At 66.0% G+C, this 16,316-nt stretch carries 18 protein-coding genes; 11 read left to right on the top strand and 7 right to left on the bottom strand.

The genetic code is table 11. The annotated features are described in order from the left end of the window. The first annotated feature begins 49 nt into the window (after positions 1-49). The 4 genes from WDN01_17640 to WDN01_17655 all read left to right on the top strand — a co-directional run bounded on the left by WDN01_17640 (position 50) and on the right by WDN01_17655 (position 3,288). Positions 50-274 (top strand): hypothetical protein, encoded by a 225-nt coding sequence (locus tag WDN01_17640; GenBank protein MEJ0027851.1) that lies wholly within the window; start codon positions 50-52, stop codon positions 272-274. A 69-nt stretch (positions 275-343) separates the two neighbouring features. Next, positions 344-1,117, top strand: coding sequence for a molybdate ABC transporter substrate-binding protein (gene modA, locus WDN01_17645; protein ID MEJ0027852.1), 774 nt, complete (start codon positions 344-346; stop codon positions 1,115-1,117). A 25-nt stretch (positions 1,118-1,142) separates the two neighbouring features. After that, the gene (locus WDN01_17650; protein ID MEJ0027853.1) at positions 1,143-2,783 is read left to right on the top strand and encodes a porin; all 1,641 of its coding nucleotides are present in this window, start codon (positions 1,143-1,145) and stop codon (positions 2,781-2,783) included. 10 nt (positions 2,784-2,793) lie between these two features. Then, positions 2,794-3,288, top strand: coding sequence for a hypothetical protein (locus WDN01_17655; protein MEJ0027854.1), 495 nt, complete (start codon positions 2,794-2,796; stop codon positions 3,286-3,288). A 3-nt stretch (positions 3,289-3,291) separates the two neighbouring features. Here WDN01_17655 and WDN01_17660 read toward each other — a convergent pair whose 3' ends face one another. Beyond that, entirely contained in the window at positions 3,292-3,825 is a 534-nt protein-coding gene (locus tag WDN01_17660) for a hypothetical protein (protein ID MEJ0027855.1), read from the bottom strand. A 117-nt stretch (positions 3,826-3,942) separates the two neighbouring features. On the opposite strand from WDN01_17660, the gene WDN01_17665 reads away from it, so the two are divergent. Next, positions 3,943-4,152: a DUF3311 domain-containing protein gene (locus tag WDN01_17665; GenBank protein ID MEJ0027856.1), complete on the top strand. Its 210-nt coding sequence runs from the start codon at positions 3,943-3,945 to the stop codon at positions 4,150-4,152. Then, positions 4,149-5,702, top strand: a complete 1,554-nt coding sequence (locus WDN01_17670; GenBank protein ID MEJ0027857.1) for a sodium:solute symporter — start codon at positions 4,149-4,151, stop codon at positions 5,700-5,702. The genes WDN01_17665 and WDN01_17670 overlap by 4 nt, the downstream gene beginning before the upstream one ends. Positions 5,703-5,747: 45 nt before the next feature. On the opposite strand, the gene WDN01_17675 is transcribed toward WDN01_17670, so the two are convergent. Next, complete coding sequence (locus tag WDN01_17675) at positions 5,748-6,047, bottom strand: hypothetical protein (GenBank protein MEJ0027858.1); 300 nt, start codon at positions 6,045-6,047, stop codon at positions 5,748-5,750. 180 nt (positions 6,048-6,227) lie between these two features. Between WDN01_17675 and WDN01_17680 the strand changes: the two genes are divergently transcribed. Then, entirely contained in the window at positions 6,228-7,298 is a 1,071-nt protein-coding gene (locus tag WDN01_17680; GenBank protein ID MEJ0027859.1) for a histidine kinase dimerization/phosphoacceptor domain -containing protein, read from the top strand. 5 nt (positions 7,299-7,303) lie between these two features. Then, positions 7,304-7,507 carry a hypothetical protein gene (locus WDN01_17685; GenBank protein MEJ0027860.1) on the top strand — a complete coding sequence of 68 codons (204 nt, stop codon included), beginning with the start codon at positions 7,304-7,306 and terminating at the stop codon, positions 7,505-7,507. 9 nt (positions 7,508-7,516) lie between these two features. Here WDN01_17685 and pstB read toward each other — a convergent pair whose 3' ends face one another. From pstB to WDN01_17705, 4 genes are all read right to left on the bottom strand, one after another. After that, positions 7,517-8,293, bottom strand: a complete 777-nt coding sequence (gene pstB, locus WDN01_17690) for a phosphate ABC transporter ATP-binding protein PstB (GenBank protein MEJ0027861.1) — start codon at positions 8,291-8,293, stop codon at positions 7,517-7,519. Between the two features lie 2 nt (positions 8,294-8,295). Next, positions 8,296-9,144, bottom strand: a complete 849-nt coding sequence (gene pstA / locus WDN01_17695; GenBank protein MEJ0027862.1) for a phosphate ABC transporter permease PstA — start codon at positions 9,142-9,144, stop codon at positions 8,296-8,298. Beyond that, entirely contained in the window at positions 9,141-10,103 is a 963-nt protein-coding gene (gene pstC / locus WDN01_17700; protein ID MEJ0027863.1) for a phosphate ABC transporter permease subunit PstC, read from the bottom strand. Before pstC ends, pstA begins: the two co-directional genes overlap by 4 nt. A gap of 245 nt (positions 10,104-10,348) precedes the next feature. Continuing rightward, positions 10,349-10,726 carry a hypothetical protein gene (locus WDN01_17705; protein ID MEJ0027864.1) on the bottom strand — a complete coding sequence of 126 codons (378 nt, stop codon included), beginning with the start codon at positions 10,724-10,726 and terminating at the stop codon, positions 10,349-10,351. Positions 10,727-10,890: 164 nt separating this feature from the next. Here WDN01_17705 and WDN01_17710 point away from each other — a divergent pair, with 164 nt between their 5' ends. The 3 genes from WDN01_17710 (at position 10,891) to WDN01_17720 (ending at position 15,368) form a co-directional block, all read left to right on the top strand. Continuing rightward, positions 10,891-13,092 carry an ATP-binding protein gene (locus tag WDN01_17710; GenBank protein MEJ0027865.1) on the top strand — a complete coding sequence of 734 codons (2,202 nt, stop codon included), beginning with the start codon at positions 10,891-10,893 and terminating at the stop codon, positions 13,090-13,092. Between the two features lie 65 nt (positions 13,093-13,157). After that, positions 13,158-14,429, top strand: coding sequence for an MFS transporter (locus tag WDN01_17715; protein MEJ0027866.1), 1,272 nt, complete (start codon positions 13,158-13,160; stop codon positions 14,427-14,429). Between the two features lie 99 nt (positions 14,430-14,528). Beyond that, entirely contained in the window at positions 14,529-15,368 is an 840-nt protein-coding gene (locus tag WDN01_17720) for a GNAT family N-acyltransferase (GenBank protein ID MEJ0027867.1), read from the top strand. A 6-nt stretch (positions 15,369-15,374) separates the two neighbouring features. On the opposite strand, the gene gshB is transcribed toward WDN01_17720, so the two are convergent. Beyond that, the gene (gene gshB / locus WDN01_17725) at positions 15,375-16,316 is read right to left on the bottom strand and encodes a glutathione synthase (GenBank protein ID MEJ0027868.1); all 942 of its coding nucleotides are present in this window, start codon (positions 16,314-16,316) and stop codon (positions 15,375-15,377) included.

Genomic DNA, 16,316 nt, shown 5'->3' on the forward strand with positions numbered 1-16,316 from the left:
CGTCTTACGGCCCGTTCCCTTGGCGCCGGATATGGCAATGGGGGATTGCATGCGTGGTCTGACTCTGATCGGTGCCCTGCTCGTCGTCGTGGGTGTCGGCGCTTTGCTGTTCGGCCATTTCAGCTACACCGAGACCAAGCCGGTGCTCGACGCCGGACCGCTCCATGTAACCTCCCAGGAAGACCACACGGTCTGGATTCCGACCATTGCCGGCGTGGTGGTGGTTCTGGCCGGTATCGGCCTGGTCCTCGCCGGCCGGCGCACGGCCGGATAGCCATCTCGACTCGTGATATTCCTTCGGATATCACGGTGGGCGAAGTTTTCTTCATCCGGGGGGATATCCATGCGTTTCGGACGGCTGCTCCGCGCCGGTCTTGCCGCGGCGGTTTTCGCGCTCGCTCCGCTCGCCGCGCAGGCCGCGAGCGTCACCTTCTTCGCGGCGGCGTCGCTGACCGACGCGCTGAACGACGTCGGCAAGGTCTACAAGACGAAGACCGGCAACGACGTGGTGTTCTCCTTCGCCGCCTCGTCGGTCCTGGCCAAGCAGATCGAATCGTCGCGCGGCGCCGACCTCTTCATGTCGGCGGACACCGACTGGATGGACTATCTCGACAACAAGGGCTTCATCGCGCACGACACGCGCAAGAACCTGCTCGGCAATCAATTGGTGCTCATCGCGCCGGCCGGCAGCAACGTCTCGGTGACGATCGCGCCGCATTTCGATCTGCTCGGCGCGCTCGGCGGCGGGCGGCTTTCGGTCGCCGATCCCGATTCGGTGCCGGCCGGAAAATACGCGCGCACCGCCCTGACGGCGCTCGGCGTCTGGAACAGCGTCGTCGACCATCTGGTGAACGCCGAAAACGTCCGCGTCGCACTCGCTTACGTTTCGCGCGGCGAGGCGCCGCTCGGCATCGTCTACACGACCGACGCCTTGAGCGACAAAGGCGTGCACATCGTCGGCACGTTTCCCGAGAACACCCACGCGCCCATCGTCTATCCGGCCGCCCTGACCAAGGAAGCGAAGCCGGACGCGAAGGCGTTCCTGGATTTCCTGTCCGGTCCGGAAGCGCGCGCGATCTTCCAGAAGGACGGCTTCACGATCCTGGGGGCGAAGTAGCGTAAGCAAAGGTGGGGGCGCCAAAATGCGATTGAGAACCATCCTTCTCGCGGGCGCGGCGCTCGCCATCGCGGCCGGCCCGGCCCGGGCGGACGACGCGGCGATCCTGAAGCGGCTCGACGATCTGCAGCGGACGATGGAACTGCAGCAGAAGCAGATCGCCGCCCAGCGCAGCGAGATCGATACCCTGAAAGGCGCCCTCAGGCGCAAAGGCGTCAGGCTCCCCGCGGCGCCGGTGCAGACCGCCGAAACGCCGCCCCCGACACCCACGCCCGCGCTGGAGGCCAAGGTCGCCGACCAGCAGATCGCGATCAACGCCCTCGTCGGCAAGTTCGCGGCGCTGGAAGACAGCGCGCGCATCGAAAAGGCGGATCGCCCGAGCTTCACCATGGCGAACGGACGTCCGACCTTTTCCTCGCCGGACGGCCGCTTCTCGCTCGCGATCCGCGTCCTCGGGCAATACGACATGGCGTATTTCGTCCAGGATGCGCATGCCCGCCAGCTCGCCGCCGCGAACGCGCCCGACCTCTCCAGCGGCTCGAACTGGCGCCGGGCGCAGCTCGGCATCCAGGGCAAGGTGTTCGGCGACTGGAACTATTTCTTCAACTACGACTTCGGCGGCGGCGCCTCGAGCGGCAACGAATTGCAGGGCCGCATCCAGCAGGCCTATGTCGAATATGCCGGGCTCGGCCCGCTGGCGTTCCGCATCGGCGCCTTTCCGGCGAGCGCGAATCTGGAGGACGCGACGTCTTCGGGCGACGTAATCTTCCTGGAGCGCAATGCGCCCTCCGACCTGTCGCGCAGTCTGGCCGGCGGCGACGGGCGCGATGCCGTCGCGGTGGTCTATGCGGGCGAGCAGCTTTTCGCCTCCCTCGCCTATACCGGCGGCAAGGTCGCCGACACCACGCTGTTCTTCGACGAGCAGCAGGCGGTGGTCGCGCGCGCCAGCGACCTCTTCTACGCCGACGGCGACTGGAAGCTGCTGGCCTCGGTGGCCGGAACCTATGTCTTCCGCGGCCCCGACGCGGTGGCGGGCGCGGGCTCGGCGCAAAACATCACCCTGCAGGACGGCCCGGAACTGACGACCGACGACAACAGCCTGAGGCTGATCTCGACGGGCGCGATCAATACGTCCAAGGCATGGAATTACGGCGTTGAAGGCGCCGCGGAATGGCGCAACGTCTACACCCAGGCCGGCTATTTCGGCTACGGACTGGACCAGATGACGGCCGGCGCGCCGACCCTGGATTTCGACGGCTGGTACGCCCAGGCGACCTGGATCATCACCGGCGAAAGCCGGCCCTACAACGTCGCAAACGGCTCGTTCTCCAATCCCAAGCCGCGCATTCCCTTCTCCATCGACGGCTGGGGGCCGGGGGCTTGGGAATTGGCCGCACGCTACAGCGATCTCAATCTCAACAACCATGCCGGCGTGGCGGGCGCGGCGCTGCCGGCCGGCGGCGTGCGCGGCGGCGACCAGCGCATCTTCACCGCCGAGGTCAACTGGTATCCCAACAACGTCCTGAAATTCGGACTGCAATACCAGAACATCGATGTCAGCCGGCTCGGCACGATTCCGGCGGGCTTCGGCCATGGCGTGCTGAACAACGTGCAGGTCGGCCAAAGACTCGATACCATCTCCTTCCGTTCGCAGATCTCCCTGTAGGAGCCCCGTCTTGCGCCGCCTTTTTCTTTTCGCCCTGGCCTTCTCGCTCCCGGCGCTGCCCGCGTTCGCCGATCCGGCGTGCGGCAAGCTGGCCTGGCCCCTGGAGCACGAGCGCGCGCTGTTGAACGGAACGCTCGACGCTTTTGCATCGGGCGCGACGCGCAAGGCGATGCCGCCGCGCGCGATCGGCGTGCTGCTGGTCCCGTCCGACAAGGCGGCGCTGCCCTATCCCGCGGGCAAGCCGGCCGACGCCGCGAAATTCTCCGGTTACTTCACGGTGCCGGTGACGACGGCGGGCGATTATCTGGTCTCGGCGTCGTCCGAGGGTTGGATCGATGCGGTTCAGGACGGTGTCGTGGTTGCGTCGACGGCGCATACCGGCGATTCCGATTGCCCGGGCCTGCGCAAATCCGTGCGCTTCACGCTTGCCGCGAAGCCCGTGACGCTGGAGATCAGCAGCGCGCCGGGCAGCACGATCGCGATTGCGATCACGCCGGCGCCCTGAGCGTCACGCGGTCTTCGGCCTGACCAGGGCGGCCATCGCCAGCCCCGCCACCAGGAACGCCACGACCTCGATCAGGCTGTTGGCCAGCGTGTAGTCGAGCGGGAAGGCGTACCAGTTCCAATAGGGAATGTTGGTGACGAGCGCGCCGACTACGCCGACCAAGGTGACAAAGCCGACCCGCATCGCATAGGCCGCGAGCGCCGTCTGCGCCAGCAGCCAGGCGGCCAGGATCGACTCCACGATCTCGGTCAGGAATTCGATAACCAGGTTCGCCGGCGTCATCGCCAGCGGCGAATGCGGATTATAGACCAGCAAGCCGCCTGGCGCGGTCGCCGCCGAGGCGTTCGCGTTCATGTCGAGCGGGAAGAGAAAAAGCCCTTTCTTGTCGCCAATGGACGAAGCGAGAGTGGCGACCGTGGCGCTTTCGTTCGGCAGCGTGCCGACGCCCACCATGCCGAGCCCCGTCAGGTCGTGCGCCACGAAAGACCAGAGAAACATAACGATGCCGCCGGCAAGGCCGGCCAGAAGAATACGCATGGGGCTCCCCCCGCAAAGCCGTCCGGGCGATCTTAGCGCGGGCCACCCCGTCCGTCAGCCTTTGCGGATTTCGCGTCCTGTCGTAAAGGATTTGTCCAAGAGAATCAGGGGGCAGGCATGGCCGAACCGAAGCGGCGCGGGCGTTTCCGCGCGATCCATCTTCTGCTGCTGATCCCTTATGTCGCGATGCTGTGGGTGCCGTCCTACAACCGCGTCGAGCCGATGCTGGTCGGCATTCCCTTCTTCTACTGGTACCAGATGCTGTGGATCCTGCTCGGCGTCGCCATCCTGCTCCCGGTCTATTTCCTGGATGAGCGCGCGCCATGAACACGGTCGCGGTCACCATCTTCGTCGCCCTCTTCCTGCTGGTCACGGTCCTGGGCTTCGTCGCGGCGCGCTGGCGGCGCGGCGATCTCAACGAGATTTCCGAATGGGGCCTGGGCGGACGGCGCTTCGGCACCGTCGTCACCTGGTTCCTCCTGGGCGGCGATCTCTACACCGCCTACACCTTCATCGCCGTGCCGGCGCTGATGTTCGGCGCGGGCGCCAGCGGCTTCTTCGCCGTGCCCTATACGATCCTCGTCTATCCCATCGTCTACGCGGTCTATCCGCGGCTCTGGGCGGTGTCGAAGGCCAAGGGCTATGTGACGGCGGCCGATTTCGTGCGCGGCCGGTTCGGCAACGGCACGCTGGCGCTGGCGGTCGCGGTGACCGGCATCGTCGCCACCATGCCCTATATCGCGCTCCAGCTCGTCGGCATGGAAGTCGCCATCGCCGGCCTCGGCATCGACATGGACATGGCGGTGCCCGGCATCGGCGTGGTGCACGACCTGCCGCTCCTGATCGCCTTCGTGGTGCTCGCGGTCTACACCTATTCGAGCGGGCTTCGCGCCCCGGCGCTGATCGCGCTGGTCAAGGATGCGCTGCTCTACGTCACGGTCATCGCCGCCGTCATCGTGATCCCGGCGGAGCTCGGCGGCTTCGGCAAGATCTTCGCCCATGCCGATCCGAAAACCCTCATCCTCGGCCCGGCGACCGCCACGAGCCTCGGGCCGCAGGCGGCCTATGCCACGCTGGCGCTGGGTTCGACGCTGGCGCTGTTCCTCTATCCGCACGCGGTGACGGGCCTCTTGAGTTCGTCGAGCCGTCATGTCGTGCGGCGCAATGCCGTGGCGCTGCCGGCCTATTCTTTCGCGCTGGGGCTGATCGCGCTGCTGGGCACCATGGCGGTGTCGGCAGGGGTCAAGTCGATGCCGGAATACGCCGCGGGCTTCAAGGCCTTCGGCAACCAGTACGCGGTGCCGGCGCTCTTCCTGCACATGTTCCCGAGCTGGTTCGTCGGCGTCGCCTTCGCGGCGATCGCCATCGGGGCGCTGGTGCCGGCCGCCATCATGTCGATCGCCTGCGCCAATCTCTTCACCCGCAACATCTACCGGGAATATATCGACCCCACCTGCAAGCCGGCGCGCGAGGCGCAGGTCGCCAAGATCGTGTCGCTTATCGTGAAATTGGGCGCGCTGCTTTTCATCATCGAGCTGCCGACGAATTACGCGATCCAGCTCCAGTTGCTGGGCGGCATCATCATCATCCAGACGCTGCCGAGCGTGATCCTCGGCCTCTACACCAATCGCCTCAATCCCTGGGCGTTGCTGATGGGATGGATCGCCGGCATCGCAAGCGGCACCTGGATGGCGTATCTCAACGCCTTCAAGGTCTCGATCTTCCCGATCCAGATTTTCGGGCTGACGATCCCCTGCTACGCCGCGGTGTCGTCGCTGGCGTTGAACCTGGTCGTGAGCGTGGCGTTCAGCTGGCTGTTCAATGCGGTTCTACGCACGCCGCCGTCCGACGCGACGGTGGAAGCGGACTATGCGTGACCGGTGCCCGGCGCGCTTTTTGCGCTCCGGGCATCCATATGCGACTTAGCGGCCGTGCCAGCCATTGTTACGGTCACGCGTGTGATTGTAGCCGTGGAAATTCGAGCCGTGATTGCTGCGATAGCTGGTGCGTTCGGCATTGTTGCGCCAGGTATGCCAGCGATGTCCGGTATCCCAATAGCCGTCGTTGAAGCCGAAGGCGACCGCGCCGAAATCGACCGACAGCGACGTGCTGCCGTGGCGATGGTCGTTGTTGTTTCCGAGATTCAGAGTTACGGCGCCCGCCGAGCCGGCGCACAGCGTAATGGCGGCCGTTGCGAGCAACAGGCTCATCTTGTTCAACATTATCGTGTCCTTGAAGATACCCGCGCGAGGCTTCCGAAGGGAAATGGAGCGGGATAGGGCGCGCGCCCGAAGCGCTTGCTCACCAAGGTAACACGCTCACGCCGCATTCGATCCGCAGCGGCGTGCTTTGCTATTGCGCTGCAAGAGGCGTACGGTCCCGGCGCTTTCAGAAAGATCGTCGTGGAAAAGCTCTTCGAGCAAGTCGAAGATGCGCGCGCGCTCGCGCAAATCATCGTGGACACGGTGCGCGAGCCCGTGCTCGTTCTGGACAGCGAATCGAACATCCTTTTCGCGAGCGCCTCGTTCCATCGGGCGTTCCATTTCGATCCGTCGGCGGCGCTCGACATGTCCCTGTTCGCGCTGGACGGCGGCGCCTGGGACGTGCCGGCGCTGCGCGATCTGCTCGGCGACGCCGCGCGGTTGCGGAACATCGCCGAGCCGGTCGAGATTTCGCACGAGTTCCCGCGCATCGGCCGGCGCGTGCTGTGCCTGTACGCCCGAACCATCGCCCACCAGCCGGGCGCGCGACCCGCCGTCACCCTCAACATCGAGGACATCACCGACCGTCGCACCGTCGAGGCCGAAAAAGCGCGATTGAAGGAACAGGCCGACGAGCTGCTGATCCACAAGGAGATGCTGCTCGAAGAGATGCAGCACCGCATCGTCAACAGCCTGCAGATCATCGCCAGCATCCTGATGCTCAAGGCGCGGGCGGTGAACTCCGACGAGACCCGCCAGCACCTGCAGGACGCGCATCGCCGCGTGATCTCGGTGGCCGCGGTGCAGCGCCATCTGCACAGTTCGGGCCGCGCCGATCTGATCGAGATCGAGCCCTATCTGTCGAAGCTCTGCGCCTCGCTGGCGGAGTCCATGATCGGCGACGATCACGCCGCGACGCTGAAGGTCAGCGCCGATCCCTGCCAGATGATTTCGGCCGACGCGGTCAGCCTCGGCCTGATCGTGACCGAGCTCGTCATCAACGCTTTGAAATACGCCTTTCCGGGCCAGCCCGCCGGTGCGGTCGTGACGGTGCACCTGGAAGCGAACGGGACGGACTGGCGGCTGTCGGTATCCGACAACGGTATCGGCCGGGCCTCGGAAGCGCCGGCCAAAGGCGGTCTCGGGACGAGCCTGGTGAACGCGCTCGCGCAACAGCTCAACGCCAAGGTCGAATCGACGAACTCGTCCGCCGGGCTGACCGTGGCGGTGACCCATGCCACCTTCACCGCGCGCGGCGGCGGGGCGGTCTGAGCGCGATGGACCGTATCCCGCGCGGAACCGATCTGACGGCGGGCGAGATGAGCGCCCTGCGCGACATCATCGCGCGCAGCGCCATCAGCACCGGCTCCGTGCCGCGGCTCTGCCGCGAGCGCCTGCTGGCGCTGGGGCTGGTCTCGACCGGCATGGGCCTCGTGATGCCGACGCCCGCCGGGCGCATCGTCGCCCGGATGATGCAGTAGGACGGCGGCTCAGCCGAACCGGCCGGTGATGTACTGCTCGGTCTGCTTCTTGTCGGGCGCGGTGAAGATCTTCTCGGTCGGACCGAACTCGATCAGCTCGCCCAGATACATGAACGCAGTCTGGTCGGAGGTGCGGCTCGCCTGCTGCATGTTGTGGGTCACGATCACGATCGTGTAGTCGGCGGAGAGCTCGTCGATCAGCTCCTCGATCTTCGCGGTCGAGATCGGATCGAGCGCCGAGCACGGCTCGTCGAGCAGGATCACCTCGGGGCGCGTCGCCACGGTGCGGGCGATGCACAGGCGCTGCTGCTGGCCGCCGGAGAGCGACAGTCCCGATTCGCGCAGCTTGTCCTTGACCTCGCCCCACAAAGCAGCGCGCTGCAGCGCGTCCTCGATGCGGCCGTCGAGCTCGGAGCGCGCCATGCGCTCATAGAGTTTGATGCCGAACGCGACGTTGTCGTAGATCGTCATCGGGAACGGCGTCGGCTTCTGGAACACCATGCCGACGCGGCTGCGCAAGAGGTTGGTGTCGATCCGGCTTCCCAGGATGTTCTCGCCGTCGAGCACGACCGAGCCTTCGGCGCGCTGGTTGGGATAGAGCTCATAGATGCGGTTCAGGATGCGCAGCAGCGTAGACTTGCCGCAGCCCGACGGGCCGATGAACGCCGTGACCTTGCGGTCGTAGAGCGGCAGCGAGACATTCTTCAGGGCCTTGGTCGAGCCGTAGTAGAAGCTCAGATCCTTGATATCGACCTTGACGTCCGTGGCGACGGTAATGGCGTTCATTCCTAGCTCCGCTTCGGTTGCAGGAGACGTGCGACGATACTCAGCGTCAGCACGGCGGCGGTGATGAGCAGCGCCCCGGCCCAGGCCAGGCGATGCCAGTATTCATAGGGGCTCATGGCGAACTGGAAGATGACGACCGGCAGGCTCGCCATCGGATGGCTGAAGTCGGTGCTCCAGAACTGGTTGTTGAGCGCGGTGAACAGCAGGGGCGCGGTCTCGCCCGAGATGCGGGCGATCGCCAAAAGGACGCCGGTGACGATGCCGGCGCGCGCGGCGCGCCAGGTGACGGCGCGGATCACATTGCTGCGCGGCGCGCCCAGCGCGGCGGCGGCCTCGCGCAGTCCGTTGGGCACCAGGAGCAGCATGTTCTCCGACGTGCGCACCACGACCGGGATCACGATCACCATCAGCGACGCGGCGCCGGCCCAGGCCGAGAAATGGCCCATCTTCACGACGATCACCTCATAGACGAAGAGGCCGGTGACGATGGACGGCGCGCTGAGAAGGATGTCGTTGACGAAGCGGACGAAGAAGGCGAGGCGGCCATAGCGTCCGTATTCGGCGAGATAGGTGCCGGCCAGAAGCCCGATCGGCGTGCCGATGACGACCGCCATGATCGTCATGATCAGGCTGCCGACGATGGCATTGGCGAGGCCGCCGTCTTCGCCCGGCGGCGGCGTCATTTCCGTGAACAGCTTCGGGTCGAAGGATGAGATGCCGTTGTAGAACAGCGCGCCCAGGATGAAGCCGAGCCAGGCCATGCCGAAGATGGCGGCGGCCACCGCGAGGGTAAGGAAGAAGACGCTGCGGAATTTGCGGCGGGCGTAGAGCGCCGAGCTCTTCACTTTCATGAGGCGCTCCCGGCGCGGCGCTCCAGCGCGCGCAGCATCAATTGGGCGCTCGCCAGCACGACGAAGGTGATGAAGAACAGGATCAGGCCGAGCTCGATCAGCGAGGGAAGGTAGAGATCGCCGATCGCCTCGGTGAATTCGTTGGCGATGGTCGCCGAGATCGTGGTGGCCGGCGCGAACAGCGATTGATGGATGTGGTGGTCGTTGCCGATCACGAAGGTCACCGCCATGGTCTCGCCGAGGGCGCGGCCGAGCGCCAGCATGGCGCCGCCGACGACGCCGGTGCGCGCGAAGGGCAGCACGACGCGCCACATCACTTCCCAGGTCGTGCAGCCGAGGCCATAGGCCGCTTCCTTGAGCATGGGCGGCACGGTCTCGAACACGTCGCGCGTCACCGAGGAGATGAAGGGCAGGATCATGATGGAAAGGATCAGTGCGGCCGTGAACATGCCGATGCCGTAAGGCGGGCCGCCGAAGATGGTCTGGAGATAGGGCACGTCGACGAGCCGGTCGACGATCCAGGTCTGGACGTGTTCCTGGAACCACGGCGCGAAGATGAAGAGGCCCCAGATGCCGTAGATGATGCTGGGAATGCCGGCGAGCAGCTCGATGGCGATGCCGATCGGGCGACGCAGCGGCCGGGGGCAGATTTCCGTCAGGAAGATCGCGATGCCGATGCCGGTGGGAACAGCCAGCAGCATCGCGAGGAAGGACGTCACCAGCGTGCCGTAGACCGAGGCCAGCGCGCCGAAACGCTCGGTCACCGGATTCCAGGCTTCGGTCCAGATGAAGGGAAAGCCGAACGCCTTGATCGCCGGCATCGCGCCGATGATCAGCGAGGCCATCACGCCGCCGAAGATGGCCAGCACCGTCAGCGCGGCGATGAAGGTGACCACGCGGAATCGCGCATCGCGCGTTCCGCCCTTGCGGACTGCGGCGGCTCTCTCGGGGGTACTCATCATCTGTTCGGCAGTCGCGATATCAGCCATAGAAGAGCGCCAGTCGAGAGGGTGCGAAGGCAGCGTCGCTGCCTTGCGGAGGTCACGGGACACCCATCCCACCGGCGTTGCGCGCAAGGACCATCACAGTTTTGCAAAGCTTTTGTGACAGACGGCTGGCCTGGCCGGGAACCTCTCTTAAGCATTTGATTATAAAAAAGAACCGCGCGGAGAGACCTCCGCGCGGCACTTCGGCCGAACGGGGTTCAGCGGCCCGTGCTCACCACGACATCGAAGCTTTGTCCGGTGCTGTTGGTCACGGTCCAGTGTTCGCCGACCGGATGGGTCGCCAGCGGCGAGCAGCTTTCGCCCGGCCCGTTGGGGATCGAAGGCGTCAGGCAGAGCGTGGCGCCGCCGTCCTTGGTGGCCCATTTGCCGGGATAGGTGATCGCCTTGCCGTCGGCGCCGGTGCCGTTGGCGGTATAGGTGCCGTCCGCGTTGAAGAGAAGCGTGACGACCGCGCCGGTCTTGGCGTCCTTGGTGGTGACGGTGTTGCCATAGGTGACCGCCATGGGATCGTCGGCATAAGCGGCCGTGGCGACGAGTGCAAAAGTGCCGGCAAGCGCCAGCATCAAGATGCGCATGAAAATCCTCCTTGAAGGTTTGTGCCCCAGAATGACCCGGCGCTTCTGCGGCGCGGGCGGGTGAGATTAACCTTTTCTGAACCTTGCCGGAACCCGGTGCTTTAAAGCTTTTTGAAGGCGCGGCATTGCAAGTTTCTCAAGGGGCCTAGAACAGGTACAGCCGGTTGCGCGCGCTTCGCACTTCGACGGGATTGATCGCGTTCGCCGCGTTGCTGATCGCGTTCGGCGACGTCGTGCTCCACAACCGCTTCACGCTGATGGCGCCGGGCGTCTTCGCGGTGCTCGTGGCGATCGTGCTGGGCTTCCTGCTGCACGAATTCGTCGTGGCGCGGCAGCGCACCGAACTTCTAGATCGCCAGGCGGCGCAGCTCAAATCGGCGAGCGGGCGGCTCGAGCAGTCGCTGGCATCCGCCGCGGCGTTCAACACCAGGCTCAACCACAGCGAGGCCCGCTACAAGGCGCTGGTCGATGCGCAGGGCGACGCCATCTTCCGCCGCGCGCCGGACAGCCGGCTCACCTATGGCAATGACGCGTTCTTCAAGCTGTTCGGCCTCGATCCCCGGCGCGCCATCGGCGCGGCCTTCGCGCCGGAGCTGCATCCGACAAGCCGTGCGCCCCTGTTCGGCAGCTTCGCCGGTCTCGAGACCGGCCGCGCCCGCGTACGCTACGACCAGCATGTCCGCACCGCCTATGGCTGGCGCTGGATCGCCTGGGAAGACTATGCGGTGCGCGACGCGCAGGGCCGGCTGGTCGAAGTGCAAAGCGTCGGTCGCGACATCACCGAACGCAAGGCGCTGGAGGATGCGATCGTCGAGGCGCGCGACAAGGCGGAAGCCGGCAGCCGCGCCAAGTCCGGCTTCCTCGCCACGATGAGCCACGAGATCCGCACGCCGATGAACGGCGTCTTGGGCATGGCGCGCCTCCTGCTGGAAACCGAGCTTCGCCCCGAACAGCGCACCTATGTCGAGGCGATCAGCCAGTCGGGCGAGGCCCTGCTCACGCTGATCGGCGACATCCTGGATTTCTCCAAGATCGAATCGGGCACCTTCACGCCGGAGGACGATGAGGTCGACCTGCGTCCCTTGATCGAAGCCGTGGTCGAGCTCTCCTGCCCGCGGGCGCACGACAAGGATATCGAGCTGGTCGCCATCGTCGATCCCGCCGTGCCTTCCGTGGTGCGCAGCGACAGCGTGCGGCTGCGCCAGGTCCTGACCAATCTGGTCGGCAACGCGGTCAAGTTCACCGAGCGCGGCGGCGTCGAGCTTTCGGTGCGCGTGGTCGACGGTCCGGACCGCCGCTTCCTGTGCTTCGAGGTGCGCGACACCGGCGTCGGCGTGCCGAAGGAAAAGCGCGACGAGATCTTCCGCGAATTCGTCCAGGCCGATTCCAGCCATGCGCGCAAATTCGGCGGTTCGGGGCTCGGCCTCGCCATCTCCAAGAAGCTCGTCGAGGCGATGGGCGGCGAGATCGGCATCGACGAGGCGCCGGGCGGCGGCAGCCGGTTCTGGTTCACCCTGCCTTCGGTCGTGGTGAAGCCCGCGCCGGAGGCCCAGGCCGCGACCCTGGAGGGTCTTTCGATCGCCATCGTGACGCGTAACGTACTGCTGCGCGACGGGCTGGCGGCGCAGATCCGGGCCGCGGGCGGCGCCGTCTTCATGCCGCAGGACAGCCGACGCCCGGACTTCATGCTGATCGATGCCGGCACGGATTCCGAGCCGAACCCGCCGGCCGCGCCCGACCGCGGCGTGCCGGCGCTGGTCGTGCTCACGCCGGCGGCGCGGTCCCAGCTCGGCGCCATGCGCGAGATGGGCTTCGCGGGCTATCTGGTGAAGCCGGTGCGCCTCTCGACCCTGGTCGCGCGGCTGCGCCATCTGGTGGAGAAGCAGCCCGACCAGCCCCTCCCGATCCACGCCGCGGTGCCGCCGTCGTTTGCAATCGCCCCGCCCACGCGGACCGAGGCGCCGGGCGCCATCCGGATCCTGCTGGCCGAGGACAACCCGATCAACCTCATGCTCACGCGCGAATTGCTGCGCCGCCGCGGCCACGCGGTCGTCGAGGTCACCTCCGGCGAGGCGGCGGTGAAGGCGATGGAGAACGACACGTTCGACATCGTGCTGACCGACATCCACATGCCCGGCATGGACGGCATCGAGGCGACGCGCGCGATCCGCGCCTATGAGACCGCGACGGGGCGCCGCCGCACGCCGATCGTCGCCCTGACGGCCGATGCGCTCGAAACCGGCAAGCGGGCTTGCAAAGATGCGGGCATGGATGGTTTCCTGACCAAACCCGTCGACCCTGCCCAGCTGGATGACATGTTCAACGTCTTCTTCCCGCCTGCGCCGATCCAAAACGCCGCGGCATGACGGCAGCGGCCCCCGCTCGTACCCGACATTCGCTCAAAGCCTATCTGCAACCGAAGACATTGCAGATGCTCGTTCTGGGTATCTCGTCCGGCATTCCGTTTCTCCTGATCGGCAACACGCTGGGCTATTGGATGCGCGACGAAGGCTCGTCGCTCGCGGTGATCGGCTATGTCTCCTGGGTCGGGATCACCTATTCGCTGAAACCCATCTGGGCCCCGATCATCGACCGCGTCAGCGCGCCGATCTTCGCCCGGCTCGGCCGCCGGCGGAGCTGGATGGCGCTGGCGCAGATCGCGGTCGGCCTCGGCCTGATGGGCATGGCGGCGGTCGGCCTCAAGAACGGCCTCCTGGCACTGACCTGCTTCGCCTTTCTGACGGCGCTGGCGGCGGCGACCCAGGACATCGTGGTCGACGCCTGGCGCATCGAATCGGCCAGCGACAATGACGAGCTCGGCCTGCTCTCCTCCGCCTATCAGTTCGGCTATCGCGTCGCGCTGCTCGCCACCGATGCCATCATCCTGGCGGTTGCCGAGCATACGAGCTGGCCGTTCTCCTATGCGTTGTACGGCGCCTTGATGGCGATCGGTCTGGTCGCGACCTTCCTGGCGAGTGAGCCGGCGCGCGCCGACGCGGTGATGGAGCGGAAATCCGAGACGGCGCCGCTTTATACCCTGCGCGGTCTCGGCGACGCTATCATCGGCCCCTTCCTGGCCTTCTTCAAAACCTATGGCTGGATCGCGCTCCTGATGCTCGTGGCGATCAGCTTCTACCGGGTGCCCGACTTCATCATGGGGCCGATGGTTAATCCCTATTATCACGATATCGGCCTGACCAAAGACACGGTGGCGGCGGTGCGCGGCTCCTTCAGCTTCGCGGCGTCCCTGGCCGGCATCGCCCTGGGCGGGTTCTGCGCGCTGCGCTTCGGCTATATCCGGGCCCTGATCCTGGGGGGCATCCTCCAAGCCCTCGCCATCGCCGCCTTTGCGGTGCTGGCGACGACCAAGACGGATATCGGCGCCTTCATCGCCGTCATGATCTTCGACAGCGTCGCGACCAGCTTCGCCGGCGTGGCGCTGGTCTCGTATATGTCGAGCCTGACGAGCCTCGGCTACACCGCGACGCAATACGCCCTCCTGGCCGCGAGCTACACCGTGCTGGGAAAGTTCCTCAAGGGCTTCTCGGGCGAGGTGGTGGAGTGGCTGGGGCGGGGCGGCGACCTGATGCACGCCTATGCGGTGTTCTTCATCGGCTGCGGCCTGGCGGGCATACCCGGCCTGTTGCTCTTCCTGGCGCTCGCGCGCATCCATGCGCTGCGCGCACGGGCGGCGGCGGCGTGATCGTTTGCCTGTATCCGGGGGCTTAAGGTAAAATGCGCTTCGGGTCGGGCCAGCTGGCTGCAGCCAAGTCGGCGTCCACCCTTGGGATCTGTTCGCTTGGTGAACATCCACGAGCCTGGCCCGTTCGAGGGCCGACTTGCGCAATGGCCCGTCCTGGCGACGGCGGGCGCCCTCGAAGTGCGCCTGGCGGAGACCGAGAGCGAAGTCGAGCAGGCCCAGCGGCTGCGCTACCACGTCTTCTATGAAGAGATGGCGGCGGTGCCCTCGCCCGCGATGCGCGAGGCGCGCCGCGATTTCGACAAATACGACGAGGTCTGCGACCACCTGCTGGTCGTCGACCGTTCGGTATTGGACGACGACGGTGTCCCCCTGGTCGTCGGCACCTACCGGCTGACCCGCGACATCGACGCGGCGCGCGCCGGCGGCTTCTACACGGCGGGCGAGTTCGACATTTCCGGCATGCTGAACGGCTATCCGCCGGGAACCCGGTTCCTGGAGCTCGGCCGCTCCTGCGTGCTCAAGGCCTATCGCAACCGCACCACGACCCTGCAGCTCTTGTGGAAAGGGCTTCTAGCCTATGTCGCACGCTTCTCCATCGATGTGATGTTCGGCTGCGCCTCGTTCCCCGGGACCGACCCGGATGCCATCGCGCTGCCGCTGTCTTACCTACACTACTTCCACCCGATTCCGGCTCCCATCGCGGTCAAGGCGCGGCCGGAACTCTTCGTGCCGATGGACCGGCTGCCGAAAGAGGCGGTGGACCCCAAGGAAGGCATGCGCGCCTCGCCGCCGCTCCTGAAGGGCTATCTGCGCGCGGGCGGCTGCATCGGCGACGGCGCGGTGATCGACAAGCAGTTCTCGACCATCGACGTGTTCATCTACTTCCCGCTCTCGAACATCGACGCGCGGTACAGAAGCCGGTTCGGGCTGGCGGAGTAACCCGGCTTAAGCCGTCTTCCTTTTCTCGATTGCATCCCACACCAGCGCCGCGATATCGGCGCCGCCGAAGCGCCGGACTTCGTGGATGCCGGTCGGGCTCGTCACGTTGATCTCGGTCAGGTAGTCGCCGATCACGTCGATGCCGGTGAAGATCAGCCCGCGGCGCTTCAGCTCCGGGCCGATCGTGGCGCAGATATACTTTTCGCGCGCCGTCAGCTCGGTCGCCTCCGGGCGGCCGCCGACATGCATGTTGGAGCGCGCCTCGCCCGCCGCCGGCACGCGGTTGATCGCGCCCGCGACTTCGCCATCGACCAGGATGATGCGCTTGTCGCCTTTGCGCACTTCGGGGACATAGCGCTGCACGATCACCGGCTCGCGATAGAAGGCGGTGAACATCTCCAGCAGGGCACCGAGATTCTCGTCGTCCTGGCGGATGCGGAAGACGCCGGCGCCGCCATTGCCGTAGAGCGGCTTGACGATGATGTCCTTGTGCTCGGCGCGGAAGGTGTCGATCTCGATGCGGTCCGTGGTGATCAGCGTCGGCGGCATCAGCCCTTCGAACTGGGTGACGAAGATCTTCTCCGGCGCATTGCGCACGCTCGCCGGATCGTTCACCACCAGCGTCCTGGGATGGAGGTTCTCCAGGATATGCGTCGCGGTGATATAGGCCATGTCGAAGGGCGGGTCCTGGCGCATCAGCACGACATCGGCCTTCGAAAGGTCGAAGACCTCCTTCTCGCCCAGCGTGAAGTGATCGCCCTTGACCGCGCGCACGCTCAGCGAACGCACGCGCGCCGTGACCTTGCCGTCGCGGAACGACAGATCGCGCGGCCCATAATAAAGAAGCGAATACCCCCGCGCCTGTGCTTCCAGCGCCAGCGCGAAGGTCGAATCGCCGTTGATGTCGATCTTCTCGATCGGGTCCATCTGGATCGCGACGGTCAGCAT

Origin of the sequence: Rhizomicrobium sp., assembly GCA_037200985.1 — a bacterium.
Lineage (GTDB): Bacteria > Pseudomonadota > Alphaproteobacteria > Micropepsales > Micropepsaceae > Rhizomicrobium.

What these genes read in the sequence shown, in the direction of transcription:
- WDN01_17705 (MEJ0027864.1), bottom strand. Translation starts at nt 10,726, where the DNA reads ATGCGCATCTTGATGCTGGCGCTTGCCGGCACTTTTGCACTCGTCGCC.
- WDN01_17715 (MEJ0027866.1), top strand. Translation starts at nt 13,158, where the DNA reads ATGCTCGTTCTGGGTATCTCGTCCGGCATTCCGTTTCTCCTGATCGGC.
- WDN01_17670 (MEJ0027857.1), top strand. Translation starts at nt 4,149, where the DNA reads ATGAACACGGTCGCGGTCACCATCTTCGTCGCCCTCTTCCTGCTGGTC.
- pstB (MEJ0027861.1), bottom strand. Translation starts at nt 8,293, where the DNA reads ATGAACGCCATTACCGTCGCCACGGACGTCAAGGTCGATATCAAGGAT.
- WDN01_17650 (MEJ0027853.1), top strand. Translation starts at nt 1,143, where the DNA reads ATGCGATTGAGAACCATCCTTCTCGCGGGCGCGGCGCTCGCCATCGCG.
- WDN01_17685 (MEJ0027860.1), top strand. Translation starts at nt 7,304, where the DNA reads ATGGACCGTATCCCGCGCGGAACCGATCTGACGGCGGGCGAGATGAGC.
- WDN01_17675 (MEJ0027858.1), bottom strand. Translation starts at nt 6,047, where the DNA reads ATGTTGAACAAGATGAGCCTGTTGCTCGCAACGGCCGCCATTACGCTG.
- pstA (MEJ0027862.1), bottom strand. Translation starts at nt 9,144, where the DNA reads ATGAAAGTGAAGAGCTCGGCGCTCTACGCCCGCCGCAAATTCCGCAGC.
- pstC (MEJ0027863.1), bottom strand. Translation starts at nt 10,103, where the DNA reads ATGAGTACCCCCGAGAGAGCCGCCGCAGTCCGCAAGGGCGGAACGCGC.
- WDN01_17660 (MEJ0027855.1), bottom strand. Translation starts at nt 3,825, where the DNA reads ATGCGTATTCTTCTGGCCGGCCTTGCCGGCGGCATCGTTATGTTTCTC.
- gshB (MEJ0027868.1), bottom strand. Translation starts at nt 16,316, where the DNA reads ATGCTGACCGTCGCGATCCAGATGGACCCGATCGAGAAGATCGACATC.
- WDN01_17640 (MEJ0027851.1), top strand. Translation starts at nt 50, where the DNA reads ATGCGTGGTCTGACTCTGATCGGTGCCCTGCTCGTCGTCGTGGGTGTC.
- modA (MEJ0027852.1), top strand. Translation starts at nt 344, where the DNA reads ATGCGTTTCGGACGGCTGCTCCGCGCCGGTCTTGCCGCGGCGGTTTTC.
- WDN01_17665 (MEJ0027856.1), top strand. Translation starts at nt 3,943, where the DNA reads ATGGCCGAACCGAAGCGGCGCGGGCGTTTCCGCGCGATCCATCTTCTG.